This is a genomic window from Desulfobulbus rhabdoformis, from assembly GCF_016919065.1.
Classification (GTDB): domain Bacteria; phylum Desulfobacterota; class Desulfobulbia; order Desulfobulbales; family Desulfobulbaceae; genus Desulfobulbus; species Desulfobulbus rhabdoformis.
Genome location: NZ_JAFFQA010000030.1, coordinates 36,068 through 60,289, shown reverse-complemented (window position 1 = coordinate 60,289; position 24,222 = coordinate 36,068). Strand labels below are relative to the sequence as shown.

The window sequence follows — 24,222 nt, the reverse complement described above, 5'->3', positions numbered from 1 at the left end:
GCAAATGCCGGTTTTTCCCTTCTACTCTCGGATCAATTAAATTTTCGAAATGGGAAATAATGTCTGGCTGCTGTTTTTTCATGCCCCTTCTCCAAGTAAGTGATTTTTGAAGGGTAATATATAGAGGCTATGCGAGTAGAATTGAATAATAAATCGATTTTATTCGTATTTTTTCGCTGGTCGAAAATAATTCGATTCTAAATGGGCCTAGTCAGGACATTTTGATGCGCTTGCCCTGGGGTATTAAATCCTCAAAATTGGGAATGGATAACTGTAACTACCCCAGATGGAAATGAAACAGCTATGGTTACCATATCCTTATCCGATTTGAATTGGGTAGATCCAGATGGAACGGAGACATTCACAACGCACTGGGCTGGATCAATAGATATCTATCACGATGGAACTCTTAATGTCATAATATCCTCCTGTTATGGTGGGGATTTTTATGTTGGAGATTCTACTTTAGTTGTTTATGGAGACGATGGTACTGCACCTGTCCCTGAACCGACCACAATGCTTTTGTTCGGCACGGGATTAGCAGGCCTTACTGCTGTTGCAAGAAGACGTAAATAATAAAATAGAAGAAAAAACTATTGATAAAAGCAAGCAATCATAGTCTTGCTTTTATCAATACAATTCTCACTCCAACTTTCCCATCAAACTATCAGCCATTACCGTTTCACCGAATGCACCCGCACAATATCAGCCCCCTAACTCCCCAAAAAGCCGATACCATACCTGTCGGCCAATCGCGCTCCACCGGCAGAGCTAACAACTCCAAAAAATAACAACAGGGGACAGACCACGTTTTTTGTCTTCACGACAAAGCTCTCACCAACTGCAAGGATTTCCCAGTTTCCCCAACCGAATGAACCCGCACAACATCTGCTCCTGTCCTTTCCACATAAGCAGAAACAATACCCGTCGGCCAATCACGCTCTCCAACTGGTATTTCCAGCAACTCCCCAAAAAATGACTTCCGTGAATGCCCGATCAGCAACTGGCAGCCATGACCCTTAAAGGCAGAAACATTGCGAAGAATCGTTAAGTTATGTTCCAAACTCTTGCCAAAACCGATCCCTGGATCAAGGATAATCCGCGCGCGATCAATCCCCTGCCCTTCCATCCAATCAATCCGTTCCTGAAAAAAGTCATTAATTTCAGCAACCACATCCGTGTACTCTGGGTTCACCTGCATATCTTCAGGGGTACCTTGCATGTGCATGATAATTACCTCTCCATTGAACGACTTGGCTACCTCGATCATATCAGTGTCGTAGCGCAGGGCGGAAATATCGTTGATCATGGTGGCACCGGCCGCGATTGCCTCTCTAGCGACCACGGCTTTCGTCGTGTCAATAGAGACAGGGAGCTCACTCATGGATCGAATTTTCCGAATTGCCGGAACAACTCTTTTCAGCTCCTCTTCTGCGTCAACCGGCTCAGCAAAGGGACGGGTGGATTCTCCTCCAACGTCGATGATGTCGGCGCCTTCGCGGATGAGTTGCTTGATGCGTTTTTCCAAAGTTGCTTCGTTTATATATTTACCGCCGTCGGAGAAGGAATCTGGAGTGACGTTGAGGATACCCATGATTTTCATTATCTTGCTCCATAAAAAAAGGGTTGCACTCATGTTTGAGGGCAACCCATGATATTGATCGTGCAGATCAAACGCCGGAGGATTTATGAAATTCCTCGGCATTTGAGTTACTGCTGTTTGTGGCTGTTTTTTGTGTCGCGGGCATGGCCCGCTCCTACAGGGGCAGAAGGAAGAGGGGCAGCTATCAGACTTCCGCGGTCTCTTCGGTCTCGGGCTCAGAATCACTTACCTCTTCTGCATCGCCACGAAGCTCTGCAATAATCCGCTCCATATCCTCAAGCATGATGGTTTCCTTCTCCAGCAGCTCTTCAGCTATGGCCTTGAGGATATCCATATTTTCCTGCAGCAGCGTGGTGACCTTGTCGTTGGCCTCGATGATGATCTGCTTGACGGCATCATCGATCTTCTGCGCGGTCTCTTCGCTGTAATCGCGGTGTTGGGTGATCTCGCGGCCCAGGAAGATCTGCTCGTCTTTTTTGCCGTAGGCAAGAGGCCCAAGTTCCTCACTCATGCCCCACTCGCAGACCATTTTACGGGCAAGCTCGCTGGCACGCTCGATATCGTTGCCAGCACCGGTGGTGATCTCATCAAAGACCAGCTTCTCTGCAACCCGGCCACCAAAGAGAATGGCAATGGAGTTAAGCAGGAAGCTCTTGGCATGGGTGTATTTCTCATCCATGGGCAACTGCATGGTCAGCCCAAGGGCGCGGCCGCGTGGAATAATCGTCACCTTGTGAATAGGATCGGTACCCGGAAGCAGCTTGGCAATCAGCGCATGGCCAGCCTCATGGTAGGCGGTGATCTCTTTCTCTTTGGGACTGATGATCATGGATTTGCGCTCGGCCCCCATCATCACCTTGTCTTTGGCCCGTTCTAAAAGCTCCGCGTCCACCTCTTCCTTGTTTTCACGGGCCGCCATGAGCGCGGCTTCGTTGACCAGGTTTTCAAGGTCAGCCCCGGAAAAACCGGGGGTGCCACGGGCAATGACTTCCATATCCACATTATCTGCGAGTTTGGTCTTTTTGCCGTAGATCTCAAGGATCTTCTCCCGACCCTTGACATCGGGTGCGGGCACCACTACCTGGCGGTCAAAGCGACCGGGACGAAGCAGTGCCGGATCAAGGACATCCGGCCGGTTGGTTGCTGCAATAATGATAACACCATCGTTGCCTTCAAAACCGTCCATCTCGACCAGCAGCTGATTCAGCGTCTGCTCGCGTTCGTCATGGCCGCCGCCAAGTCCAGCGCCACGATGGCGACCGACCGCATCAATCTCATCGATAAAGATGATACAGGGGGCATTCTTCTTGCCTTGGCTAAAAAGATCGCGCACCCGGGAAGCACCAACACCGACAAACATCTCAACAAAGTCAGAACCGGAGATGGTGAAAAAGGGCACGCCCGCCTCGCCGGCAATGGCGCGGGCCAAGAGCGTCTTACCGGTACCAGGTGACCCGGCAAGCAACACACCTTTGGGGATACGCCCCCCCAGCTTGGTAAACTTTTGCGGATCCCGCAGAAAATCGATAATTTCTTCCAGCTCTTCCTTGGCCTCGTCAATACCGGCCACATCTTTGAAGGTGACCTTGACTTCACCTTCCCCCTGCAGTTTTGCGCGGGTCTTACCGAAGGTCAGGGCCCCGCCTTTACCACCCATCTGCATCTGGCGCATGAAAAAGATCCAGACACCGATCAAGAGGAGCATGGGAAACCAGGAGATAAAAATGGTGAGATACCAGGGGGTCTCATCAGGTTTTTTCACCGAGATATCGACATTCGAGTCCCTCAGCATGGGGATCAGCCCGGCATCACTGGGCGCAACTGTCTTAAAAGGACGCCCGTCCTGTCCCACACCGGAGATTTCCTCTCCTTGAATACTGACCTTGTTGATCGCTCCTTTCTCAACGCTGGACCAAAATTCACTGTAAGTGATGGAGTTACTCTGATGCTGCGGCTTGTTAAAGAGCTGAAAGAGCAAGATCATGGTCAGACCGATGACCAGCCACATACTGAGATTCTTGTAAAAGGTATTCAAATCGTTGGCCTCGTAAAAACCCGGAAGATGAAAATTTGGAATACTTCACAAACAATGACGGACACTACATGAATGTCGCCCTGGCAACGGCTGCCAGGGCGACAATAGGATGACATTGTACAAAAAGAAGCCATGCTCGGGGCTTTTGGCGAGCATGCCATGAATCACCAGGGCCTCTCTCCAAGGTCCCAAGGCAATTCGCTGTTAAATGAAGGAATATCCAATTATTTACGTTTTATTCGTCTATAGATCCCTTACTTTAACATCGATTTTGCTTCAGTCAATGTTCTTTGCGAACTCCTGAATGGTCTTTACGCCGATTTCCCGATCACGTAACGACTCCAGAGCCTTAGTCGTTGCGAGACCACCGGTAATGGTGGTGGTATAGGGAATATGGTAATCCAGTGCTGCCCGACGAATAATGTAACTATCCTCGGTTGTTCGATTGCCCGCAGAGGTGTTCAATATCCACTGGACCTTACCATCCTGAATCTTGTCCAGAATATGCGGTCGTCCCTGGGAGATCTTAAAGACCTCAGAACAATCTATGCCAGCCTCTTTGAGTTTAGCCGCTGTCCCCTTGGTGGCAATAATCTCAAAGCCCAAAGAGCGCAGCTTCTCTACCAGCGGCACCACGGCATCCTTATCCCCGTGGCGCACCGAGACAAAGGCTATTCCTTTTTCCGGAACCCGGGCGTTGGCTGCCATCTGCGATTTTGCCAGGGCAAGGCCAAGGTCGTCATCAATGCCCATAACCTCACCGGTGGATTTCATCTCCGGCCCAAGCAGGGTATCAACGTTTTTAAAACGATCGAAGGGAAAAACCGCCTCTTTGACCGCGTAATGGGAGAATTTTTTCTCCTGAGTGAATTCAAGTTCCTCAAGGCTCATTCCAAGCATAACCTTGGTGGCTATCTTTGCCAGGGGGACACCGGTTGCTTTAGAGACAAAGGGCACGGTTCGAGAGGCACGCGGATTGACCTCAAGCACATAGAGAGTCTCACGCTGCACTGCAAATTGAACGTTCATCAGGCCGATAACACCGAGTTCGATGGCCATGGCCTTGGTCGCCTTGGAGATCTCCTCAAGCATTGCTGCAGGCAAGGTATGGGGCGGCAGTACACAGGCAGAGTCGCCGGAGTGTATACCAGCCTCCTCGATATGCTCCATAATACCGCCGAGTACGGTGGTGGTGCCGTCACAGACAGCGTCCACATCCACCTCGATGGCGTCTTTGAGGAACTGATCAAGCAGGACCGGATGCTCACCGCCACTCATTCCGGGAATGGCCATGAAGTCACGGATGCCCTGCTCGTTGTAGACAATGCGCATGTCTCGACCACCCAGAACATAGGATGGGCGCATGACCACGGGAAAACCGATCTCTTTGGCCACGTCCAGCGCCTCTTCCAGGGTATGAGCGGTACCGTTGGCCGGCTGCCGCAGGCCAAGTTTCTGCAGAAACTGCTGGAACCGTTTTCGATCCTCGGCTCGGTCAATGGCATCGGGTGGCGTGCCAACAATGGGGACCCCGGCCTGGGCAAGGGGCACGGCCAGGTTCAACGGGGTCTGCCCGCCAAACTGAACGATGACGCCATCCGGCTTTTCACGCTCGATGATGTTGAGCACATCCTCGCGGGTCAGCGGCTCGAAGTAGAGTTTGTCTGAGGTGTCGTAATCGGTGGACACGGTTTCCGGGTTGGAGTTGACCATGATCGACTCGACCCCGATCTCGCGCAGAGCAAAGGAGGCGTGAACACAGCAGTAGTCAAACTCGATGCCCTGACCGATACGGTTGGGGCCACCGCCCAAAATCATGATCTTTTTGCGATCAGTACGACTGGACTCGTCTTCCTGCTCGTAGGTGGAGTAGTAATACGGTGTGTAGGACTCAAACTCGGCCGCGCAGGTATCCACCAGTTTATAGGCGGGCTCCAGGCCAAGCTCGATGCGCAGGGAGCGGATATCATCTTCCGAGGTTCCGGTCAGATGTGCCAGCTGCACATCGGAAAAGCCGTACTGTTTAGCCTCGTAGAGAAAATCCTTGTCCAGCCCCACAAAGCCACGACTGCGGATCTCCTCACCTTTCTCCACAATCTGTTTAAAATTATACAAGAACCAGGGATCGATCTTACTCAGCTCAAAGAGTCGCTCAATGGACATGCCCCGGTGCAGTGCCTCAAAGAGATGGTTGAGTCGTTTGGAGTTTGGTTTCACCAAGCCCTCTTCCAGGTCATCCTGATGCATCTCGCTTAAGTCAACCTTACCATCAAAGCCAAAGCCCATGCGTCCAATCTCAAGGGAACGCATCCCCTTCTGAAAGGCCTCTTTGAAGGTTCGGCCAATGGCCATGGTCTCACCAACCGACTTCATGGCTGTGGTCAGCAGGTCTTCGGCCTCTGGAAATTTTTCAAAGGTCCAGCGAGGGATCTTAACCACACAGTAATCAATGGTCGGCTCAAAAGAGGCATAGGTCTCGCGGGTGATGTCGTTTTTGATCTCATCCAGCGTATAGCCGACAGCGAGTTTGGCCGCGATCTTGGCGATGGGAAAACCGGTTGCCTTTGAGGCAAGAGCAGAGGAACGTGAGACGCGTGGATTCATCTCAATGACCATCAGCTCGCCGTCTTCCGGATTGACCGCAAACTGTACGTTTGAACCACCGGTCTCCACACCGATCTCACGAATAATGGCGATGGCGGCATCGCGCATATCCTGGTATTCACGATCGGTCAGGGTCTGGGCTGGCGCCACGGTGATGGAGTCACCGGTGTGCACGCCCATGGCATCCACATTTTCGATAGAGCAGATGATAACGACGTTGTCGTTTTTATCGCGCATCACCTCAAGCTCGTATTCTTTCCAGCCCAGCAGAGAACGCTCGAGCATGACCTCACTGGTCATGGAGAGATCAAGACCGGCGGTTGCCATCTTGTTGAGTTCTTCCCGGTTGTAGGCCACACCGCCACCCGTTCCGCCCAGGGTGAAGCTGGGGCGAACAATGATGGGAAAGCCGATGCGCTCACCTGCTGCCATGGCATCTTCGATGGTGTGTACGATAGCCGACTCAGGCACCTTAAGCCCGATCTTGTGCATGGCATCACGGAACTCTTCACGGCCTTCCGCCTTGTTGATGACGTCGATATTGGCGGCGAGCATCTCGACCCCGTACTTCTCGAGCACGCCCATCTCGGCCACCTTGATAGCGGTATTCAGGCCGGTCTGTCCACCAAGGGTTGGGAGGAGTGCATCCGGACGCTCCCGCTCAATGACCTTGGCCACACATTCGGGGGTGAGTGGCTCCACATAGGTGCGATCGGCCAGGGTGGGATCGGTCATGATGGTAGCCGGGTTGGAGTTGATCAACACCACCTCGTAGCCTTCCTCTTTCAGCGCCTTAACCGCCTGTGCTCCTGAGTAGTCAAACTCGCAGGCCTGGCTGATAATAATCGGCCCGGAGCCGATGATAAGTATCTTCTGTATATCTGTGCGTTTTGGCATTGTCTGTCTTCCTTATCCGCCGAGCGCTCAGCGCGCCTGCTCCATCAGTTGAATGAACCGGTCAAAAAGGTATTCCGCATCGTGCGGGCCTGGGGCATATTCAGGATGGTACTGCACTGAAAATGCGGGATATTCTTTATGGCGCATGCCCTCAAGGCTGCCATCATTGAGGTTGATATGGGTGACCTCGACCGAGTCGGGCAAACTTTCAGGATCAACACAGAACCCATGGTTCTGGGAGGTGATCTCCACCTTACCGGTGAGCAGATCTTTGACCGGCTGATTGCCTCCACGGTGGCCGAACTTCAGTTTGTAGGTTGATCCACCATAGGCCAGGCCAAGCATCTGGTGCCCCAGGCAGATACCAAAGATGGGCAACTTACCAAGCAGTGCCTGAATATTCGCCACAACCCCCTGAACACCGGCGGGATCGCCGGGACCATTGGAGAGAAAAACACCATCGGGTTTGAGTGCGAGCACTTCTTCGGCCGAGGTTGTTGCCGGAACGGCCAGTACCCGGCAGCCCTTGCTGGTCAAGAGGCGTAGCTGGTTATATTTAATACCAAAATCGTAGGCAACCACATTAAATCGACCGTTTTCTGTCTGCGGAAAGGTGTTTCCTTCAACCGGATTTTCTTCCCAGCGGTACATAACGGGGCTGGCAACACGTTCAACCATGTCCCGGCCAACCAGACCGGACCATTCACGGGCACGGCGGACCACCGACTCGGGATCCATATCCTCGGTGGTAATCAGAGCCTTCATGGCGCCGACTGTACGTATTTTTCGGGTGAGCATACGGGTATCGAGCCCTTCAACCCCCAACACCTTATATTTTTTAAGGAACTCTGCTAAATTTTCAGTGGAACGGTAGTTACTGGGGTATCCCTGGTACTCACGTACAAGAAATGCGCGGGGATGCACACCTCGGGATTCCATATCCTCGGGATTGACACCGTAATTACCAATAAGCGGATAGGTCATAGTGACCAGTTGGGCCGTGTACGAAGGGTCGGTGAGCACTTCCTGGTAACCGCTCATGCTGGTGTTGAACACTATCTCCCCCACCGCCTCACCTGGGCCGGTAAAGGATCGCGCGGTCATGACCGTGCCGTCTTCAAGTCCGATTAACGCTTTCATAGTCTACCTAAAGAAAAGAACGAGGTTCCGTTTCCAGCCCTGCCCCGAGTGGAGTGGCCGCTGCAACCGTTTACTGTGTTATGTTGTTGTATGGTAAGCACATACGCCTGAATCGCCAGTTGCCGTAAAAAAATCGTGATGCGTACTTTCATCACGCAGAAACAGCTGGTCCAACGAAGGCATGTTCTGCTATCTCATTTCCCAGCAGATGCTCCTGGACAAGAGCTACCTGACGGGCCACCGAGCCCCGTTGGCTCGCGGTGGTTGCGGCCGCCAAACGGCAGGCCGCATGTAAGCGATCACGGGGCACCGAATCTGCGGTGTTATCGGCCTGCTTACGTACAGGCGTACGCTGCACAGACCGACGCCTAGCATCTCCGGCACCCCGTAACCACTTACAGTTTCGATAATACGAGTTCTTTCAGGGGGTCCCCCTGATCGCTTACGGCCGCATCATACTTAGCGGGATGATTATAGTGATGGCGCAGCAGGGTTATAAGTTCCTGGCCATCCGCCACCTGAAATCCGCCCCCGCTGTCCCGAAGCAACTGGGCGGCATCTGTAAAATCTTTCATATGGAGTCCCGAATAGACAGCTTTGCCCAAGCGGGCGGGCTCCATAATATTATACCCACCACGGTCCACAAGACTGCCACCACAGAAAATATAATCTGCCGCAGCGAACAGATCGGCTAAATCCCCCATGGTGTCGACAAGGACAATGGCATGTTTTCGCGGTGAATATTCAAGCTGCAAGGGGTCTAACTCCAAGCTGAACAAAGCGGTCTCTGTCTTCAGGAGTGATAACCGCCAGGACTCGAACTCCCTGAATCAGTGAACAAATAAATTGACGAATGTGGAGATAACGCTTCAAGGACCGCTCGGAAAGTCGGCCGTTAAGCAGCAGTTTGGGAACACCGGCCCGATTCAGGGCTGTGAGCATCACCGGCCATAATTCTGTTTTCAGGCCGATGGAGAGCGTTGGACGAAAAAACTGCAGGGCACTCCGGACCGCCGGAGGAAAATCAAGAGGCGCCAGCACATAACATACGCGCCCACCCAGTCGAGAAGCTGCTATTTTTCGCCCCTGCGCGGTTGTCGTGGAGAGGACGATCTGCACATCGTGCCTGGTGGCAAGCAATCTGTGTATCAAAATGAGAGCGGCCTGCACCTCACCAACAGATGAGGCGTGAACCCAGAGAAGAGGCGCCTGGTGGAGAGCTGGCCTCAAAGCAGGATTATACAGCCCGTACCGTTGGCAAAGGCCATAGCCGTAGCGGCCATTGAATAATCCGGCCATTGGCAACAACAGTACCAAAAACGCATGCAGCGCATATCCCAAGGTACTGTAGAGCAGATACAGCAAGATTTTCGTTGGCCTCCCGATCGTATTTTTTTTAGAGCGCAAAATTTGTTTATTTAACAAAGTAGCCTAGCAGCCGTCAAGCCTTCTCTAAAGGGATTCGGAAATTCATCCATTTATTCTCCATCCAGCTCCATGGCATCAAGCTCTCAAAGATGCTCCCCTTCCCATCTGCAACTTCGTCTCAAGAGAAAGGGTTGTTTTATTTTCAACCCGTTAGCTCAAGTGTCCTCTTACGTTTGAGGCTGAATACACGAATTGAGGCTGGATACCAGCCCCCCTGTTCCCCCTGTTTTTTATTGACAAGGAGCCAACAGCAAAGTATGCAAGCCTGATTGCCTAAACCACGCCCCCACGCCGAACACGCGCGCCGGGGCTTGCTCATCTTCAACGAACAAGACGTACTAGCCGGAGATTTCCATGACCAGGCTGCTTTCGTTGCTGCTTCTGTCCGTGCTGCTCTTCTGTTGCGGGCAACCAGTGTTTTCTGTTGAGGTACAACCTATAAAAGACGGAATCGAGGCCAAAATCGCTATGAAAGACGGACTCTACGCCAAAATCGCTACCGATAAAGGCGATATTTTAATCAATCTATTCTACACCAAAACACCGCTGACCGTGATTAACTTTGTCGGTCTTGCTGAAGGGACCCTGCAACTCGGCGGCGGAAGCAAGTCTTCAGGCACCCCCTTTTACGATGGGCTAACCTTTCACCGCGTTATAGCCAACTTCATGATACAGGGTGGTTGTCCCCTGGGCACCGGAACCGGTGGCCCCGGCTACACCTTCCCGGACGAGTTTGATCCCGAGTTGACCCATGATGGCCCCGGCGTGCTCTCCATGGCGAACGCTGGTCCAGGCACCAACGGGAGCCAGTTCTTCATCACCCATCTGGCCACCCCGCATCTGGATGGCAAACATACTGTCTTTGGTAAGGTGATTGATGGGCAGGACGTGGTCGACCGCATTGATCGTGGTGATGTTATCAAGTCCATCACCATCATTCGTGAAGGCCGTGATGCAGAGTCCTTCAAAACCGATCAGGCAGCTTTTGATGCCGCTCTCGCCTCCATCAAGGGGCGTGAGGCGGAGGCATTGAAGGCCCAGAAAGAAAAAATCCTCAAGCTGATCAAAGAGCAATGGCCCAAGGCGGTTGAGACCAAGTCCGGCCTGTACTATCAGGTCGAGCAGGAAGGGGCTGGCGATCCTCCACCTGCAGGAACTGAGATCAAGGCCCACTACACAGGTCGTCTTCTGGTGGGTAACCGCAAATTCGACAGCTCGTATGATCGCGGTGAACCCATCGCTTTCCCCGTTGGCACCGGCCGGGTCATTCAGGGTTGGGACGAAGCCCTGAGCCAGATGGCCAAAGGTGAAAAACGCACGCTGATTATTCCACCTGAGCTTGCTTACGGCGAGCGTGGCGCAGGCGGGGTTATCCCCCCCAATGCCTGGCTGGTCTTTGATGTGGAAATGGTTGACTTCTGATCAGCTTTCCAGGTCCACAAGCGCACAATAAAAAAGGCTGCCTCCCATGTGTGGGAGGCAGCCTTTTTTATTGTGCGCTTGTGCCTGCAGGTTAGTATTTCAGTCCCATCCGATCCCTGACCAGATCCATGGTAACCGTCGCTTTTTCCCGGGCCTTCTCCGCGCCCTCTTTCAATATCTGCCGCAGATAATCCTGGTTATCGAGCAACTCTTTTTTCTTGGCGCGGGCAGCGGAAAATTGCTCATTGATCAGCTCAAAAAGATCCTGTTTGAGGTAGCCATAGGCAGCCCCCCCGTTGACATAAAGATCATGCACCTCCTGCATCTTCGCGTTCGAGGCAAAGAGCTTGAGTAATGCATAGAGATTACAGTTGTCAGGATCTTTAGGATCTTCCACCGGGGTGGCGTCGGTCTGTACGCTCATCACCCGTTTACGAAGAGGTTTTTCCTCAAGAAAAATCGGGATGGTATTGTCATAGGATTTAGACATCTTCTGGCCATCAACCCCGGGGACAATGGCGGTGGATTCGCTGATCAACGGTTCCGGCAAGACAAAGGTTTCGCCAAAGGTATTGTTAAAGCGCTGGGCGATATCACGGGCCACCTCGACATGCTGTTTTTGGTCCTTGCCCACGGGGACAATCTCGGACTGATACAATAAAATATCAGCGGCCATCAGCACCGGATAGGCAAAGAGGCCATGACTGGCAGCGATATTCTTGGCCACCTTATCTTTATAGGCATGGCAACGCTCCAGAAGTCCCATGGGAGTCATAGTCGACAACAGCCAAGAGAGTTCGCAAACCTCCGGCACATCGGATTGCACCCAGAAAATGCAACGGTTGGGGTCAAGCCCCAGGGCCAGGAAGTCGGCAGCCGCCTCCAGGGTACCGGTGCGCAGGCGCTCACGATCATGCACCGAGGTCAGCGCATGCAGATCAACAATAAAGACATAAAGCTCTGAATTGTCCATCTGCTGCAACATGGGCTGCATCATTCCAAAATAATTGCCAATATGAAGTTTTCCCGAAGGTTGTATGCCTGAAAGTGTTCGTTTCATTGGTCTCTCTTCTTCTCTTCTGAATATATCGTTGCGGACAACAAGCGAACCGTTAGAGAAAGGTGGTCTGTCCCCTTTGTCCTGGTGGGCTACGGCCGAATCGTTATAGCGCAAATGGCAAAAAAAGGGCAAAAAAAATGGGAGTGCAGCCGTCAGCCGCACTCCCCGCCTTCTCACTGTCGCTCAATCGAGCCGAACAATGTTTGCTTTACTTCACTTCCTCGAAATCGGCATCAACAACATCATCGTCGTCTTTACCGCCTTTCTTGGCCTTGTCGCCAGCAGCGCCTGCACCAGCATCACCGGCCGCTCCGCCCTCGGATTTAGCCTGGGCATACATCAGCTCGGCAAGTTTGTGCGAGGCCTGGGTCAGGGCGTCGGTTGCAGCCTTGATGGCCTCAACATCATCGCCTTCAAGCGCTTTTTTGAGGTTTTCAATCTCACGCTCCACATTGCCCTTGGTCTCGGCATCCACCTTGTCACCAAGCTCGGTCAGGCTCTTGGTGGTCATATGGATCATGGAGTCGCCGTTATTTTTGGCCTCGACCAGTTCTTTGCGTTTTTTATCTTCCTCGGCGTGGAGCTCAGCATCCTTTTTCATCCGCTCGATCTCATCCTCGGAAAGACCGGAAGAGGCGGTGATACGAATGGACTGTTCCTTACCAGTGCCCAGGTCCTTGGCAGAAACATGAAGAATACCGTTGGCATCCAGGTCAAAGGTTACCTCGATCTGGGGAACACCACGCGGCGCTGCCGGAATATCAGCCAACTCAAAACGACCAATGGTTTTATTGTCGTTTGCCATCTCACGCTCACCCTGGAGTACATGGATGGATACTGCAGGCTGGTTGTCAGCAGCGGTGGAGAAGACCTGGCTCTTTTTGGTCGGGACCGTGGTGTTTTTCTCGATCAGTTTGGTCATAACACCACCCAGGGTTTCGATACCCAGGGAAAGCGGTGTAACATCCAGAAGCAGAACGTCTTTCACATCGCCTTTCAGAACACCACCCTGGATCGCCGCCCCGATGGCAACAACCTCATCAGGATTCACGCCCTTATGCGGCTCTTTACCAAAGATGGCTTTTACCTTCTCCTGAACCTTGGGCATACGGGTCATACCACCAACGAGAATAACCTCGTCGATCTCTGAAGCATTCAGTCCGGCATCTTTGAGTGCTGTCACACAGGGAGCCTCACAGCGATCGATCAGATCCTCGACCAGGGTCTCCAGTTTGGCGCGGCTCAGTTTCACATTGAGATGTTTAGGGCCGGATGCATCTGCGGTGATAAAGGGCAGATTGATATCGGTCTCTTTTGCGCTGGACAGCTCTTTCTTAGCTTTCTCCGCCTCTTCTTTCAGGCGTTGAAGAGCCATTTTGTCATTGCGCAGATCAACGCCCTGCTCGCGTTTGAACTCATCGGCGAGCCAGTTCACGATGCGCATATCAAAATCTTCACCACCGAGGAAGGTATCACCGTTGGTTGATTTTACCTCAAAGACACCGTCGCCGATCTCCAGGATGGAAACATCAAAGGTACCACCACCAAGGTCAAAAACAGCGATTTTCTCTTCGCCCTTCTTATCCAGGCCATAGGCAAGAGATGCTGCGGTCGGCTCGTTGATGATACGCTGCACATTGAGACCGGCAATTTTTCCGGCATCTTTGGTTGCCTGACGCTGGGCGTCGTTGAAGTACGCTGGTACGGTAACAACAGCCTCGGTAACGGCCTCGCCCAGGTACTCCTCGGCGGTCTGTTTCATCTTGCCAAGGGTCATTGCCGAAATTTCAGCAGCGGTGTAGGTCTTACCGTCTACCTCGACCACGGCATCACCACCAGTCCCCTCAACGATATTGAACGGGCTGACGTCAATGGATTTTTTGACCTCAGGGTCACTGAACTTACGACCAATCAGCCGCTTGATGGCAAAAAGTGTACGGGTGGGGTTGGTAACGGCCTGACGTTTGGCGGTCTGACCAACCAGACGCTCACCACTATCGTTAAAGGCAACGATAGACGGAGTGGTACGGTTCCCCTCGCTATTCTCAATAACCTTAGGATCACCACCCTCCATAATGGCCACACACGAGTTCGTTGTTCCTAAGTCAATTCCAATAATCTTGCTCATAATGCGTTTCTCCTTCTCTCCTGTATTTATATCTGGCAAAAGCCTAAAAATTTCAGAATTTCAAGTAGTACAATGTGTTCAATCCGCCGCTTGTCAAGCTGCTTTTCCCGGTCCGCTGGAAACAACGACCTGCGCATGACGCAAAACGCGATCCTTGAAGCGATACCCTTTGGCAAACTCACGCAACACATGGTTAGCGGGTACCTCCTCGCTGGCCTCCATGGTGAGGGCATCATGCTCATCGGGATTAAAAGTCATCCCGATGGAGTTGAGGGCTTCCACCTCGTAGCGCTCCAGCGTGGAGTTCAATCCTTTACGCGTCAATTCAATCCCCTCGAGCATGGACTGCAGTTTTTTGGCTACATCCTCGCTGTCGGCATTGCCCTGCTCAAGGGCACGGTCAAGATTGTCAAGCGTCGGGAGCAGATCACGCAGAATATTCTCACCTGCATACTTGAGCAGTTTGCTGCGTTCGCGCTCCATGCGTTTTTTGTAGTTTTCGAACTCTGCAGCAACACGCATCAGCTGATCCTGAGCAGCGCCAAGTTTTTCCTGCAAGGCCTCAGTCTCATCAACCTCTACGCTCTCCTCTGTAATAGCCTCCACATCCTCCAGGTCTTCCGGGGTCTCGTGTTCTTGCGGCTCACCGACAGGATCCTGTTTGTTTGTCTCGTCTATCACGTATGCTCTCCTTTTCTGCTCTTAAAGTTTGTCATTGCTTAGCGGGTATGCGGCGCGGCGAGCACCGTCGGCCTGCTCCGTACCTGTATGGCATCACAGCCTGGCCGGTCAAATCTGAGCCCAACAATAAGTATGGCAAAATCCAGTGTCAAGGGACAGGGTCCCGCTTTTGGGGAAGTTATCACAGATAAAATATCCAAGAAAAACAACAAGAAAAGACTCATTCTCACAAAAAAATCCCCTGTTGCCTTTTGGCGACAGGGGATTAGGAAAAAATAGAGCTCAACACAATGCTTCAGCTGCAGTGACCGCGTCCAACTGAGGAATTGACATAACGGGTAATGGAGTCTGCAATGGTTTCAAATATCTGGACAAACTCGTCTTCTTCCTTTTCAAGCAGAGTGATGCGAAAACCTTGCAGTTCGGTGGCAAAGGACGAAAGCGGAACCACACAGATTCCGGTAGAGGCCAGCAGATAATAGACAAAACGCTTATCCGGCTGAATGTTGGGTCCGGAAACCAGACGTTCGATGATCTCCCGCACCTCATCGATCTCAATGGGCAGGGTCTGCTGATGGTTCAGCACCCACTCCTCAAACACAGCACTCATGTAAAAAGCACCATTTGCCCGATTGACCAACAACCCCTTAACATTTTTTAAAATATTGTAAGCCAGGTTGGAAAAGCGCTCATAGCGTTTGATGCGGCTTTTCAAATGCTCCTGATAGAGGGGATGTGACTTGATCCGTGGCAAAACCATCTGCGGCAGGGTTGTCGAGCAAACCTCCAGCATCTTGGCATTGATGATCGAGTTCACATAGGTGGCAAACATGGGATCACGGCGACGGTTATACACCTCTATCCAACCACAGCGCGAACCTGGCCAGGGCATCTCTTTAGAGATCCCCCGCATGCAGAGCGCCGGCACCTTATCACCAATGACCGTGCAGAGCGGAGCAGAGGTGGTGCCGTTGTAGGTCATGTTCTGGTAAATCTCATCGCAGATGATAAAGAGCTCGTTTTTCTCACAGATTTCGACAATGGCCCGCATGACATCGGCCGGATAGACCGCGCCGGTGGGATTATCCGGATTAAGCATCAGGATACCAGCGACAGCAGGATTATATTTGATATGGTTTTCAATATCCTCAAGATCCGGGTACCAGAGGTGGTTTGGATCAAGAATATAGGTCACCGGCTGGGTACCGGCATGCGCTGCCTCGGCAGAAGAATGGGTGGTATAACTGGGGGTGGGGACAAGAACACGGGCGGTGGGTTTAAGCATCCCGTATACCTTGGAGATGGCATCTCCAAGTCCGTTAAAAAAGATAATATCGTCTGCATCGATCTGCACACCACCACGAGCGTTGGTACACTGGGCCACAAACTCCCGTGTTTCCAAAAGTCCCTTGGTCGGGCTGTACCCATAGCTCTGGTTTTCGTATACAGCCTCGGCGACGATCTCTTTCATCCAGGTAGGAACTTCTTCCCCCTTGGCAATGGGATCACCGATATTCTCCCAGTTTACCTGCACGCCCAAGGATTTTAATGTATCCCCGACGTTGACGATATTGCGGATCTCGTAGGTCAACTCATCCGCGCCGACATGTAAAATATCCGTACGCATTGCTCTAAGATTCTCACCCTTGCAAAGAAGCGCCCCCTCGACACAGGCTGCACAGGAGGGTGTCTTGAATAATTAGATTTTTCAATCAAGGCCAGATAAGCGCAGACTTCGAGGATTGCGCAAAATTTTACCGCAGGCATCTATGTGATATTCCGAGGATAAAATTTTAAGCATGACGAGGTAAGCGCCAGACTCCGCGGGATTGGCAGAAAAAGCAATTATTCAAGATTCCCAGAAGAGCAGCTCGCTGAACTCTCAAGCCCTCTTGCAAGTCAATCTGTGTTGATTGGTTCCCGAAAAAATCTTGTGCCTGCTATGGTGCACGGGGCGGGCGAAAAATACCCGCACCGCATGTACAATCATGCAGATGCTTGCTCAACTCCAAGACATTCAGGAAAATTATCGGCGGGTTCCCCCTTTCACTCTCCGTAGATCCCCGCCCTGTAAGAGAAAAAACAAGCAGGGGTAATACCACAGGGGTGCAGTGGCGTCAACAGGCCATTTCAGGCAGTTGGCAGGAGTTCTGTAATCTTGTTGACACCAAGTGGCAGGGAAAAAAAGCTCCCCTGCCCCTGTTCACAGCCCAGGTTACGCAAGAGTTGTTCCTGTTCAGGGTGTTCAACCCCATCGGCCACAACGCTCACCCCAAGGGTCTGGCAGAAAGGAATCAGCGCGGCAAGCAGTTTCTCGGCCTGGCGATCGAAGCGGCTCTGCTCGACAAGTTCCCGACTCACGAGCACAGACTGTACGGGGAAAGACTGAAGCTGCAAGGGGATGCAACGGCCCTGGCCAAACTCTGTCAAGGCGAAACGTAACCCCAACTGGGCCAGCTGCCGTAAAGAAACCAGAAGCTGAGTGGTGGCCTCGGTCACCACTCGCTCACGCAGTCCCAAAACAAGCATGTCCGCTTTGAAGCCCTGTTCTTTTATCAGAGCGTTCATAGCTGCAAGAAAGTCGGCATCGAGCAACAGACGACTGCTGCAGGGAAGAATCAAGGGTGGGCACTGGCGGCCCTGATCCTGCCAAAACTGGAGATCATCACAGAGGCGCTGAACCAGCCAGTCAGTCAGGGGACCGAGCATATCACATTCGTGACCTGCAGCGACAAAGGCCTCCGGAAGCAGCAAGCCCATGGATGGATGCAGCCAATACGGCTCGGCCAGAAGACCGGCAACCCGATCACCGCCCAAGTGAAACTGGGGCTGGTAGTCGATAAAAAACTCACCTTCTGCAAATGCTCGCTGGAACTCATGGACATTGAGCCGGGGACGACTCCCCTTCTGCGGCAGATCCTGATGAAAAAACTGGTAATTACTCCGCCCTATCTCTTTGGCGGCATAGAGCGCCAGGTCTGCACACTTTATAACCTCGTCTATGGTTTCGGCATCATCGGGATAGGTGGCAATACCTATTGAGGTAGATGCCTGAATCTGATGCTCTTTGGTCTGAACGGGCTTGGCCAGCGCTGCCATTATTTTTTCGGCGACCACACCGGCATCCCCTGGTTCTCGAACATCCTCAAGGACAAAGACAAACTCATCCCCCCCCAACCTGGCCACGGTGTCGGACTGACGGCACTGCCGCTGCAACCGCTTGGCTACCTCCTGGAGCAGGTCATCGCCGACATCATGCCCCAGAGTATCGTTGACGGTTTTAAATTTGTCCAGATCGAGAAAGAGGACAGCCACCCCCGTCCGATGCCTGTCCGCTTTACTCACCGCCTGGTTGAGTCGATCGCGAAAGAGCAGCCTGTTGGGCAGGCCGGTCAGGCTGTCATGATGGGCCAGTTGGTAGAGATGGGAGCGGGACTCGCGTAGCTCCTTTTCGATACGCAGCCGATCAGTGATATCACGGGCCACTTCGATAACACCATACAAGTTTCCCTCATGATCAATCAGCGGTGAGGCCTCAAGCTCGAAGGTGTTCTTCACCCCGTTACCGTGATAGGGGTTATGCACCAGTTTCACCTGCCTCTTTTGCTCCACCACCTGAGCCACCGGACAGGGATAGCGCTGATCATGACAGGGCTGATCGCTGCAACTAAAGATGCGGTAGCACTTTTCTCCCTGGAATATCTCAAGGGACGTGCCCGCATGGACCAGGCGGGCGGCAGACTGGTTGATCAAAAGGACGTTATATTCCAGGTCAATAACCATGACCGGGTCACCAGCGGAGTCTATGACCGTCTGTAAAAAATTCCGCTCATGATTGACCGCATCATGGAGCTGCTGCTGGACAAGGGCAATGGCCTCGTCCTGTTTCTTTTGCAGAGTAATATTCTGATGGGTACCGGTCATACGAACCGGCATGTTATTGCCATCACGCTCCACCACCTGTCCGCGGTCCAGAAACCAACTCCAGTCCCCGTTTTTTTCCTGAACCCTGTACTCGATGCGGTATTCATCAGTCTTTCCGGCCAGGTGTTCATTGAGGACTTGCAGAACCTGTTCCCGGTCGTCCGGGTGGATAAAGCGGCGGGGCAAAGAAGAGCCGGTAGCATCGGCCCGGTAGTCGAGTAATTCCCATTGATCAGGGCTGGTATACATCTCGCCCGTGCTGATGTTCCAATCCCACAGTCCGGCCTGGGAGGCATGCAATGCCAACTCGTAGCGCTCTTCGATACGTTCGAGTTCCTGTTGCCGTCTTTTGCCCGCTTCTTCCTCAAAGAGGTGACGAAGGGCCAGCCCCATTGTTTCGGCGAGCTCCAGAAGAATGGTCTGTTCAACCGAAGAAAGAAAACGGTCACTGGACAGTCTCAGGGTAAGAAAACCATGCAAACTTGGGGAACAGGAAAGGGGGATGGTCATGCCATGCTGCTCAGCCACTGCGTTTTTTGCACACAGGCCGCAGCTGCATTCTTCGCAGACAACTATTCTGGCCTCTTCACTTTCCATGGCCCTGCGGCCGCAATCGGGCAACTCACCTTTTTGCAAAGATTCAACCAAAGGTTGCAGCACAGACTCCAACCCTGTTTCTGCGGTGATAATGCCGCCTGAGTCTTGATCAAGCAACACGAGAAGCACCGCTTGCCCAGCCCCCGGCCCGGCAAGCAGATCGCAAATTCCTTGGAGCAAATTGGCGAGATCGCGCTCCTGAAGAAGAAAACGGCTCACGTCATATGCAGCTTCCAGCAAAGTCGGCGTGTGTTGCATCAAGAATGTTCGCTCGTTGGAAAAAGGAGAAAGGGAAAAAGAAATTATGACGACAAACGCAACCTCACTCAGCGGAGAAATAGCCGGAGAGTGTTGCTAACACTGTGTTTATCTTTCAAGTTATATTATAAGTTTTGATCTTGTTCAAGAGCGTCTTGCGCGTTATTTGCAATCGCCTTGCCGCTTCGCTCCGATTCCCGCCGGTTTCCTCCAAGGTCTTGATGATGAGCATCTTTTCAGCTTCTTTAAGCGTGGAGGGCGCCTCGACCTCCTGGGGCTCGTTCATCCCGGCCCAGCGGCTGATAGCAAGGGGAAGTGCACTCAAATCAAGATACTCACCACGCATGAGAATTGCCCCACGTTCCATAGAATGCTCCAATTCCCGCACATTGCCCGGCCAGGGATAGCGATTGAGCACATCCATGCACTCCGGAGTCACTCCGTTGATGGTGCGGCCGTTGCGGGCGGCAAACTTATCAAGAAAATAGTTTACCAACAGAGGGATATCCCCGTGCCGTTCGCGCAGGGGAGGCACCTCCAGTTCGACCACATTGAGCCGGTAATAGAGATCTTCGCGAAACCGGCCGGCCGCCACCTCCTCTTCAAGGTCACGGTTGGTGGCACAGAGGATGCGGGCATCGACCTTGAGCGTTTCCTGACCGCCAACCCGCTGCAACTCGTGTTCCTGGAGTACCCGTAACAGTTTGGCCTGCATCGAGGGGGAGGTTTCCCCGATCTCATCAAGAAAAAGGGTACCCCCCTGGGCCTGGACAAACCGTCCTTCACGCCGACGATCAGCCCCGGTGAAGGCGCCCCGTTCATGGCCAAAGAGTTCTGACTCAAGCAGGGTTTCAGCAAGGGCTGCACAGTTGACCTTGATCAGGGGCCCACCCGCCCGCTGACTTTTATGATGCAGGGCCGCCGCCACCAGCTCCTTTCCGGTGCCCGATTCGCCGTTGATCAAGACGGTGGCCTCGGTGGGAGCCACATGCACGATCATGTCCCACAGGTCCTGCATGGATGTCGATTTGCCAATAATGCGGTTATCATCACCAAAGGGCTGCTCGGACTCAGAAGATTCCGCCTCCTGGTGCCGGTGGCCCATGGCCACCTCAAGGGTTGTCTTGAGGCGGTCGAAATCAAGAGGTTTAGTCAGGTAGTCGTGGGCGCCCTGCTTGATTGCAGCCACTGCCGAATCCACCGAGGAAAAGGCGGTCATAATCACCACAGGTATGGCGGGGTTGATGGCATGAATACGCTTGAGCGCCTCCATGCCATCCATGGTGGTCATGCGCACATCCATCAAAATGGCATCAAAAGGCCCCTGCTCAACAGCGGCAACAGCTGTAGAGCCGTCATCGGCCTCTTCTGCGTCCCACCCCCATTCGCCAAAGAGCGAGTGGAGCATGAATCGGTGCACCCGTTCATCATCGACGATCAAAACCTTGGCCTTAGGCTGCGCTGCCATATACATTTCCCTGCTGTCTAGATCTCTCATTGATTAGAGCAAGCATACTTTGCAAAAACGAGTATACTATCTTCATGGAACATACACTGACAATACACAAGCTCATACATGGAGGCAAGGGGCTCGGTACCCTGGCCGACGGCATGGTGGTTATGGTCCCGGGGGCTCTCCCTGGTGAGCAGGTCACGGTGCGTGAAACAAAAAAACATCGCGGCCACATGGAGGCGGAGCTGATTGCTGTTGACGAGGCGGCAGCGGAACGGATCACGCCTCCCTGCCCCTATTACGGGCAGTGCGGAGGCTGTAACCTCCAGCACGCTGACACCTCAGCTCAGCTCAGGTTCAAAGAAGAAATCCTCAAGGAATCGCTGCAACGCGCCGGTATCGCTCTCGAGCCAGAACAGTTCGGTCCCCCCTTGGCTTCACCGCAGAGTTTTGGCTATCGCCATCGCATTCGCCTGCATATGGACAGCCAAGGTAACCTGGGCTATCACCAGGCGGCAAGTAATCAGATCGTGGCGATTCGCCGTTGTCTCCTGGCTGCGGAACCAATCAACGAAGCTTTGGCCGCGCTGATAGACAAGGGGATCGCTGCAAAGCTTGCGGGCAGCATCGACGCCCTTGAGTTACTCCTCTCGCCGGCTAATGGTGAGCTCAGTTTAGTACTCCATCCCCTGCGCGGTGTCAGTGCCAAAAACCTGGCCGGTCATGGTTCCATGCTAAAAGATTTGGTGCAACACGTTGTCATCGAGCAGAAAAAAGGACGGCCCCCCCACCAGCAGGCCGCAAATCTAGCCCAGGATTTCAACGTGGGCGAACTCAATTATCGTCTCCGTTGGTCAGCGGGTTGTTTTTTTCAGGTGAATGTCGCCCAAAACGTTCGCCTCATTGAGCTGAGCCTGAAGGCTGCTCAAAAGCTGGAGCGCCCCTTCTCCCTGCTTGATCTCTTTAGCGGCATGGGCAATTTTTCCCTTCCCTTTGCCCTAGCAGGAGCGAAGGTCTTAGGTATTGATCAGAACCGGGAAAGCATTACCTGGGCCGAAACCAACAGCGATGCCCTGGAAGTGGAAACGCGGTATAAAGCCGCTGATGTGGGCCAACAACTCCAACGTCTGGTGCGCAAGGAACGAACCTTTGACTGTGTCCTCTTAGATCCTCCCCGCCAGGGGCTGGGAAAAACCGCTACGCTTATACCACAACTCTCCCCCCAGATGATTCTCTCCATATCCTGCGATCCGGCCACCCACGCCCGTGATCTCAAAGCCATGATGGAAGGCGGCTATCGGCTGGTGCAGATCACAGCCATTGATATGTTCCCGCAAACCCATCACATCGAATCCCTGGCCGTCCTGGAAAGGAATTGACATCAGCGAGTGAGCGAACTAAACTTCGCAGTTTATGTATTCTCAGCAGACTGATCAATTCAGTAGCTTACTCTGATATTTTCTCCCCATCGGGCTCCTAACAACTGATCGCATATATTTCATGGAAAACACAAGTAACCTTCTCAAGCAGCGCCGTGAAAAAGCCGAGACCCTGGCCGAAGCCGGCGTCAAGCTTTTTAGCAATAGTTTCAAAACTCCGCATCCCATTGCCGACATTCTCCCCCAGGGGGAAGATCTAGCCGCTGAAACCCACGACGAGTCGGGGCACAGCTACCGCATTGCCGGGCGGGTCATGTCCATGCGTAAGTTCGGCAAGGCCGCTTTTTTCCATGTACGCGACAGCTCTGGCCAGATGCAGATCTATGCAAAACGTGATCTTCTGGGTGTAGAGAATTACAATCTGTTCAAGAAGTGGGATGTGGGCGATATTGTCGGCGTTGAGGGCACCCTTTTCCGCACCAAAACCGGTGAACTCTCTCTTGAGGCCAAAGGGTTGCAGATGATCACCAAATCGCTGCGCCCTCTGCCGGAGAAATTCCACGGCCTCACCGATGTGGAAACCCGCTACCGCCAGCGTTACCTGGACCTGATCGTCAATCCGGAGTCGCGTGAGGTCTTTCAAAAACGGGTGGAGATTATTCGCCTCATTCGCGAATTCCTCAACAACCGTGGCTACATGGAAGTTGAGACCCCGATGATGCAGCCGGTCCCCGGTGGCGCCACGGCCAAGCCCTTCCGCACCCATCACAACGCCCTGGATATGGATCTCTACCTGCGCATCGCGCCGGAGCTCTACCTCAAGCGGCTTTTGGTGGGGGGCTTCGAGAAGGTCTTTGAGATCAACCGTAACTTCCGCAATGAAGGGCTCTCCACCCGCCATAACCCGGAATTCACCATGCTGGAGTTCTACCAGGCTTACTCCACCTACCATGATCTGATGGATCTGACCGAGGAGATGGTCTCCTGGCTGGCCCATGAGGTGACGGGCTCCATGGATATCAGCTATCAGGGCACGGAGGTCAACCTGGCCCCGCCCTGGCAGCGTCTCACCATGGAGGAGTCCCTGGTCAAGATCGGCGGCATTGCTCCAGAAATCCTTGCCGATGATGCAGCGGTCATGGCTCTGGTTAAAGAAAAGGGGATCAAACTCCAACCCGAGGCGGGGATCGGTAAGGCCAAAACCGAGCTTTTTGAGCTGCTGGTTGAGGAAAAACTGATCAACCCCACCTTTATCACCTCCTATCCCACCGAGGTATCACCGCTTGCTCGCCGCAACGAAGAGGACCCCAGCGTCACCGACCGGTTCGAGCTCTTCATCACCGGCCGCGAGATCGCCAACGCCTTTTCCGAGCTCAACGACCCCATTGATCAGCTGCAGCGATTCCAGAAACAGATCGATGAGCGGGGCGACGACGACGAGATCCATCCGGTGCTCGATAAAGACTACGTCCGCGCCCTGGAGTACGGTATGCCTTCCGCTGCCGGCGAGGGCATCGGCATTGACCGTTTGGTCATGCTGCTGACCGACTCGCCCTCGATCCGCGACGTTATCCTCTTTCCGCATATGAAGCCGGAAATAAGCGAATAACACC

Annotated in this window: 17 protein-coding genes; 4 read left to right on the top strand and 13 right to left on the bottom strand. The window is 53.0% G+C overall.

What is annotated here, in order from left to right:
- Nucleotides 1-303: 303 nt before the first annotated feature.
- Complete coding sequence (locus tag JWJ90_RS23275) at nt 304-576, top strand: PEP-CTERM sorting domain-containing protein (RefSeq protein ID WP_240194977.1); 273 nt, start codon at nt 304-306, stop codon at nt 574-576.
- 244 nt (nt 577-820) lie between these two features.
- Here the strand turns inward: JWJ90_RS23275 and folP are convergent, their stop codons facing one another.
- The 7 genes from folP to JWJ90_RS15450 all read right to left on the bottom strand — a co-directional run bounded on the left by folP (nt 821) and on the right by JWJ90_RS15450 (nt 9,644).
- Nucleotides 821-1,603: a dihydropteroate synthase gene (gene folP / locus JWJ90_RS15480; RefSeq protein ID WP_240194976.1), complete on the bottom strand. Its 783-nt coding sequence runs from the start codon at nt 1,601-1,603 to the stop codon at nt 821-823.
- Nucleotides 1,604-1,787: 184 nt separating this feature from the next.
- Nucleotides 1,788-3,638, bottom strand: coding sequence for an ATP-dependent zinc metalloprotease FtsH (gene ftsH, locus JWJ90_RS15475; protein ID WP_275889124.1), 1,851 nt, complete (start codon nt 3,636-3,638; stop codon nt 1,788-1,790).
- A 276-nt stretch (nt 3,639-3,914) separates the two neighbouring features.
- Nucleotides 3,915-7,139, bottom strand: a complete 3,225-nt coding sequence (gene carB / locus JWJ90_RS15470; RefSeq protein WP_205228127.1) for a carbamoyl-phosphate synthase large subunit — start codon at nt 7,137-7,139, stop codon at nt 3,915-3,917.
- Between the two features lie 27 nt (nt 7,140-7,166).
- Nucleotides 7,167-8,279: a glutamine-hydrolyzing carbamoyl-phosphate synthase small subunit gene (gene carA / locus JWJ90_RS15465; protein WP_205228126.1), complete on the bottom strand. Its 1,113-nt coding sequence runs from the start codon at nt 8,277-8,279 to the stop codon at nt 7,167-7,169.
- 151 nt (nt 8,280-8,430) lie between these two features.
- A complete protein-coding gene (locus JWJ90_RS15460; RefSeq protein ID WP_205228125.1) occupies nt 8,431-8,637 on the bottom strand; it encodes a hypothetical protein in 207 nt (68 codons plus the stop codon).
- A 37-nt stretch (nt 8,638-8,674) separates the two neighbouring features.
- Nucleotides 8,675-9,034: a 3-deoxy-D-manno-octulosonic acid transferase gene (locus tag JWJ90_RS15455; protein WP_205228124.1), complete on the bottom strand. Its 360-nt coding sequence runs from the start codon at nt 9,032-9,034 to the stop codon at nt 8,675-8,677.
- Nucleotides 9,024-9,644: a 3-deoxy-D-manno-octulosonic acid transferase gene (locus tag JWJ90_RS15450; RefSeq protein ID WP_205228123.1), complete on the bottom strand. Its 621-nt coding sequence runs from the start codon at nt 9,642-9,644 to the stop codon at nt 9,024-9,026. Before JWJ90_RS15450 ends, JWJ90_RS15455 begins: the two co-directional genes overlap by 11 nt.
- A 417-nt stretch (nt 9,645-10,061) precedes the next feature.
- On the opposite strand from JWJ90_RS15450, the gene JWJ90_RS23635 reads away from it, so the two are divergent.
- On the top strand, nt 10,062-11,129 hold the full coding sequence (locus tag JWJ90_RS23635) for a peptidylprolyl isomerase (RefSeq protein WP_275889123.1): 1,068 nt from the start codon (nt 10,062-10,064) through the stop codon (nt 11,127-11,129).
- A 91-nt stretch (nt 11,130-11,220) separates the two neighbouring features.
- Here JWJ90_RS23635 and trpS read toward each other — a convergent pair whose 3' ends face one another.
- The 6 genes from trpS to JWJ90_RS15415 all read right to left on the bottom strand — a co-directional run bounded on the left by trpS (nt 11,221) and on the right by JWJ90_RS15415 (nt 21,245).
- Nucleotides 11,221-12,189 carry a tryptophan--tRNA ligase gene (gene trpS / locus JWJ90_RS15440; RefSeq protein WP_205228122.1) on the bottom strand — a complete coding sequence of 323 codons (969 nt, stop codon included), beginning with the start codon at nt 12,187-12,189 and terminating at the stop codon, nt 11,221-11,223.
- Between the two features lie 208 nt (nt 12,190-12,397).
- On the bottom strand, nt 12,398-14,317 hold the full coding sequence (dnaK, locus tag JWJ90_RS15435) for a molecular chaperone DnaK (protein WP_205228121.1): 1,920 nt from the start codon (nt 14,315-14,317) through the stop codon (nt 12,398-12,400).
- 93 nt (nt 14,318-14,410) lie between these two features.
- Complete coding sequence (locus tag JWJ90_RS15430) at nt 14,411-14,998, bottom strand: nucleotide exchange factor GrpE (protein ID WP_205228120.1); 588 nt, start codon at nt 14,996-14,998, stop codon at nt 14,411-14,413.
- A gap of 295 nt (nt 14,999-15,293) precedes the next feature.
- Nucleotides 15,294-16,625, bottom strand: coding sequence for a pyridoxal phosphate-dependent aminotransferase (locus JWJ90_RS15425; protein WP_205228119.1), 1,332 nt, complete (start codon nt 16,623-16,625; stop codon nt 15,294-15,296).
- A 503-nt stretch (nt 16,626-17,128) separates the two neighbouring features.
- On the bottom strand, nt 17,129-19,777 hold the full coding sequence (locus JWJ90_RS15420; protein ID WP_205228118.1) for a bifunctional diguanylate cyclase/phosphodiesterase: 2,649 nt from the start codon (nt 19,775-19,777) through the stop codon (nt 17,129-17,131).
- Nucleotides 19,778-19,892: 115 nt separating this feature from the next.
- On the bottom strand, nt 19,893-21,245 hold the full coding sequence (locus tag JWJ90_RS15415; RefSeq protein ID WP_205228117.1) for a sigma-54-dependent transcriptional regulator: 1,353 nt from the start codon (nt 21,243-21,245) through the stop codon (nt 19,893-19,895).
- Nucleotides 21,246-21,319: 74 nt separating this feature from the next.
- Between JWJ90_RS15415 and JWJ90_RS15410 the strand changes: the two genes are divergently transcribed.
- A complete protein-coding gene (locus tag JWJ90_RS15410) occupies nt 21,320-22,609 on the top strand; it encodes a class I SAM-dependent RNA methyltransferase (RefSeq protein WP_205228116.1) in 1,290 nt (429 codons plus the stop codon).
- 121 nt (nt 22,610-22,730) lie between these two features.
- Complete coding sequence (gene lysS / locus JWJ90_RS15405) at nt 22,731-24,218, top strand: lysine--tRNA ligase (RefSeq protein ID WP_205228115.1); 1,488 nt, start codon at nt 22,731-22,733, stop codon at nt 24,216-24,218.
- Nucleotides 24,219-24,222 lie beyond the last annotated feature (4 nt).

Excerpts from the sequence above, each read along its gene's own strand:
- JWJ90_RS23275 (WP_240194977.1), top strand. The coding sequence starts at position 304 with ATGGTTACCATATCCTTATCCGATTTGAATTGGGTAGATCCAGATGGA.
- folP (WP_240194976.1), bottom strand. The coding sequence starts at position 1,603 with ATGAAAATCATGGGTATCCTCAACGTCACTCCAGATTCCTTCTCCGAC.
- carB (WP_205228127.1), bottom strand. The coding sequence starts at position 7,139 with ATGCCAAAACGCACAGATATACAGAAGATACTTATCATCGGCTCCGGG.
- carA (WP_205228126.1), bottom strand. The coding sequence starts at position 8,279 with ATGAAAGCGTTAATCGGACTTGAAGACGGCACGGTCATGACCGCGCGA.
- JWJ90_RS23635 (WP_275889123.1), top strand. The coding sequence starts at position 10,062 with ATGACCAGGCTGCTTTCGTTGCTGCTTCTGTCCGTGCTGCTCTTCTGT.
- trpS (WP_205228122.1), bottom strand. The coding sequence starts at position 12,189 with ATGAAACGAACACTTTCAGGCATACAACCTTCGGGAAAACTTCATATT.
- dnaK (WP_205228121.1), bottom strand. The coding sequence starts at position 14,317 with ATGAGCAAGATTATTGGAATTGACTTAGGAACAACGAACTCGTGTGTG.
- JWJ90_RS15425 (WP_205228119.1), bottom strand. The coding sequence starts at position 16,625 with ATGCGTACGGATATTTTACATGTCGGCGCGGATGAGTTGACCTACGAG.
- JWJ90_RS15420 (WP_205228118.1), bottom strand. The coding sequence starts at position 19,777 with ATGCAACACACGCCGACTTTGCTGGAAGCTGCATATGACGTGAGCCGT.
- JWJ90_RS15415 (WP_205228117.1), bottom strand. The coding sequence starts at position 21,245 with ATGGCAGCGCAGCCTAAGGCCAAGGTTTTGATCGTCGATGATGAACGG.
- JWJ90_RS15410 (WP_205228116.1), top strand. The coding sequence starts at position 21,320 with ATGGAACATACACTGACAATACACAAGCTCATACATGGAGGCAAGGGG.
- lysS (WP_205228115.1), top strand. The coding sequence starts at position 22,731 with ATGGAAAACACAAGTAACCTTCTCAAGCAGCGCCGTGAAAAAGCCGAG.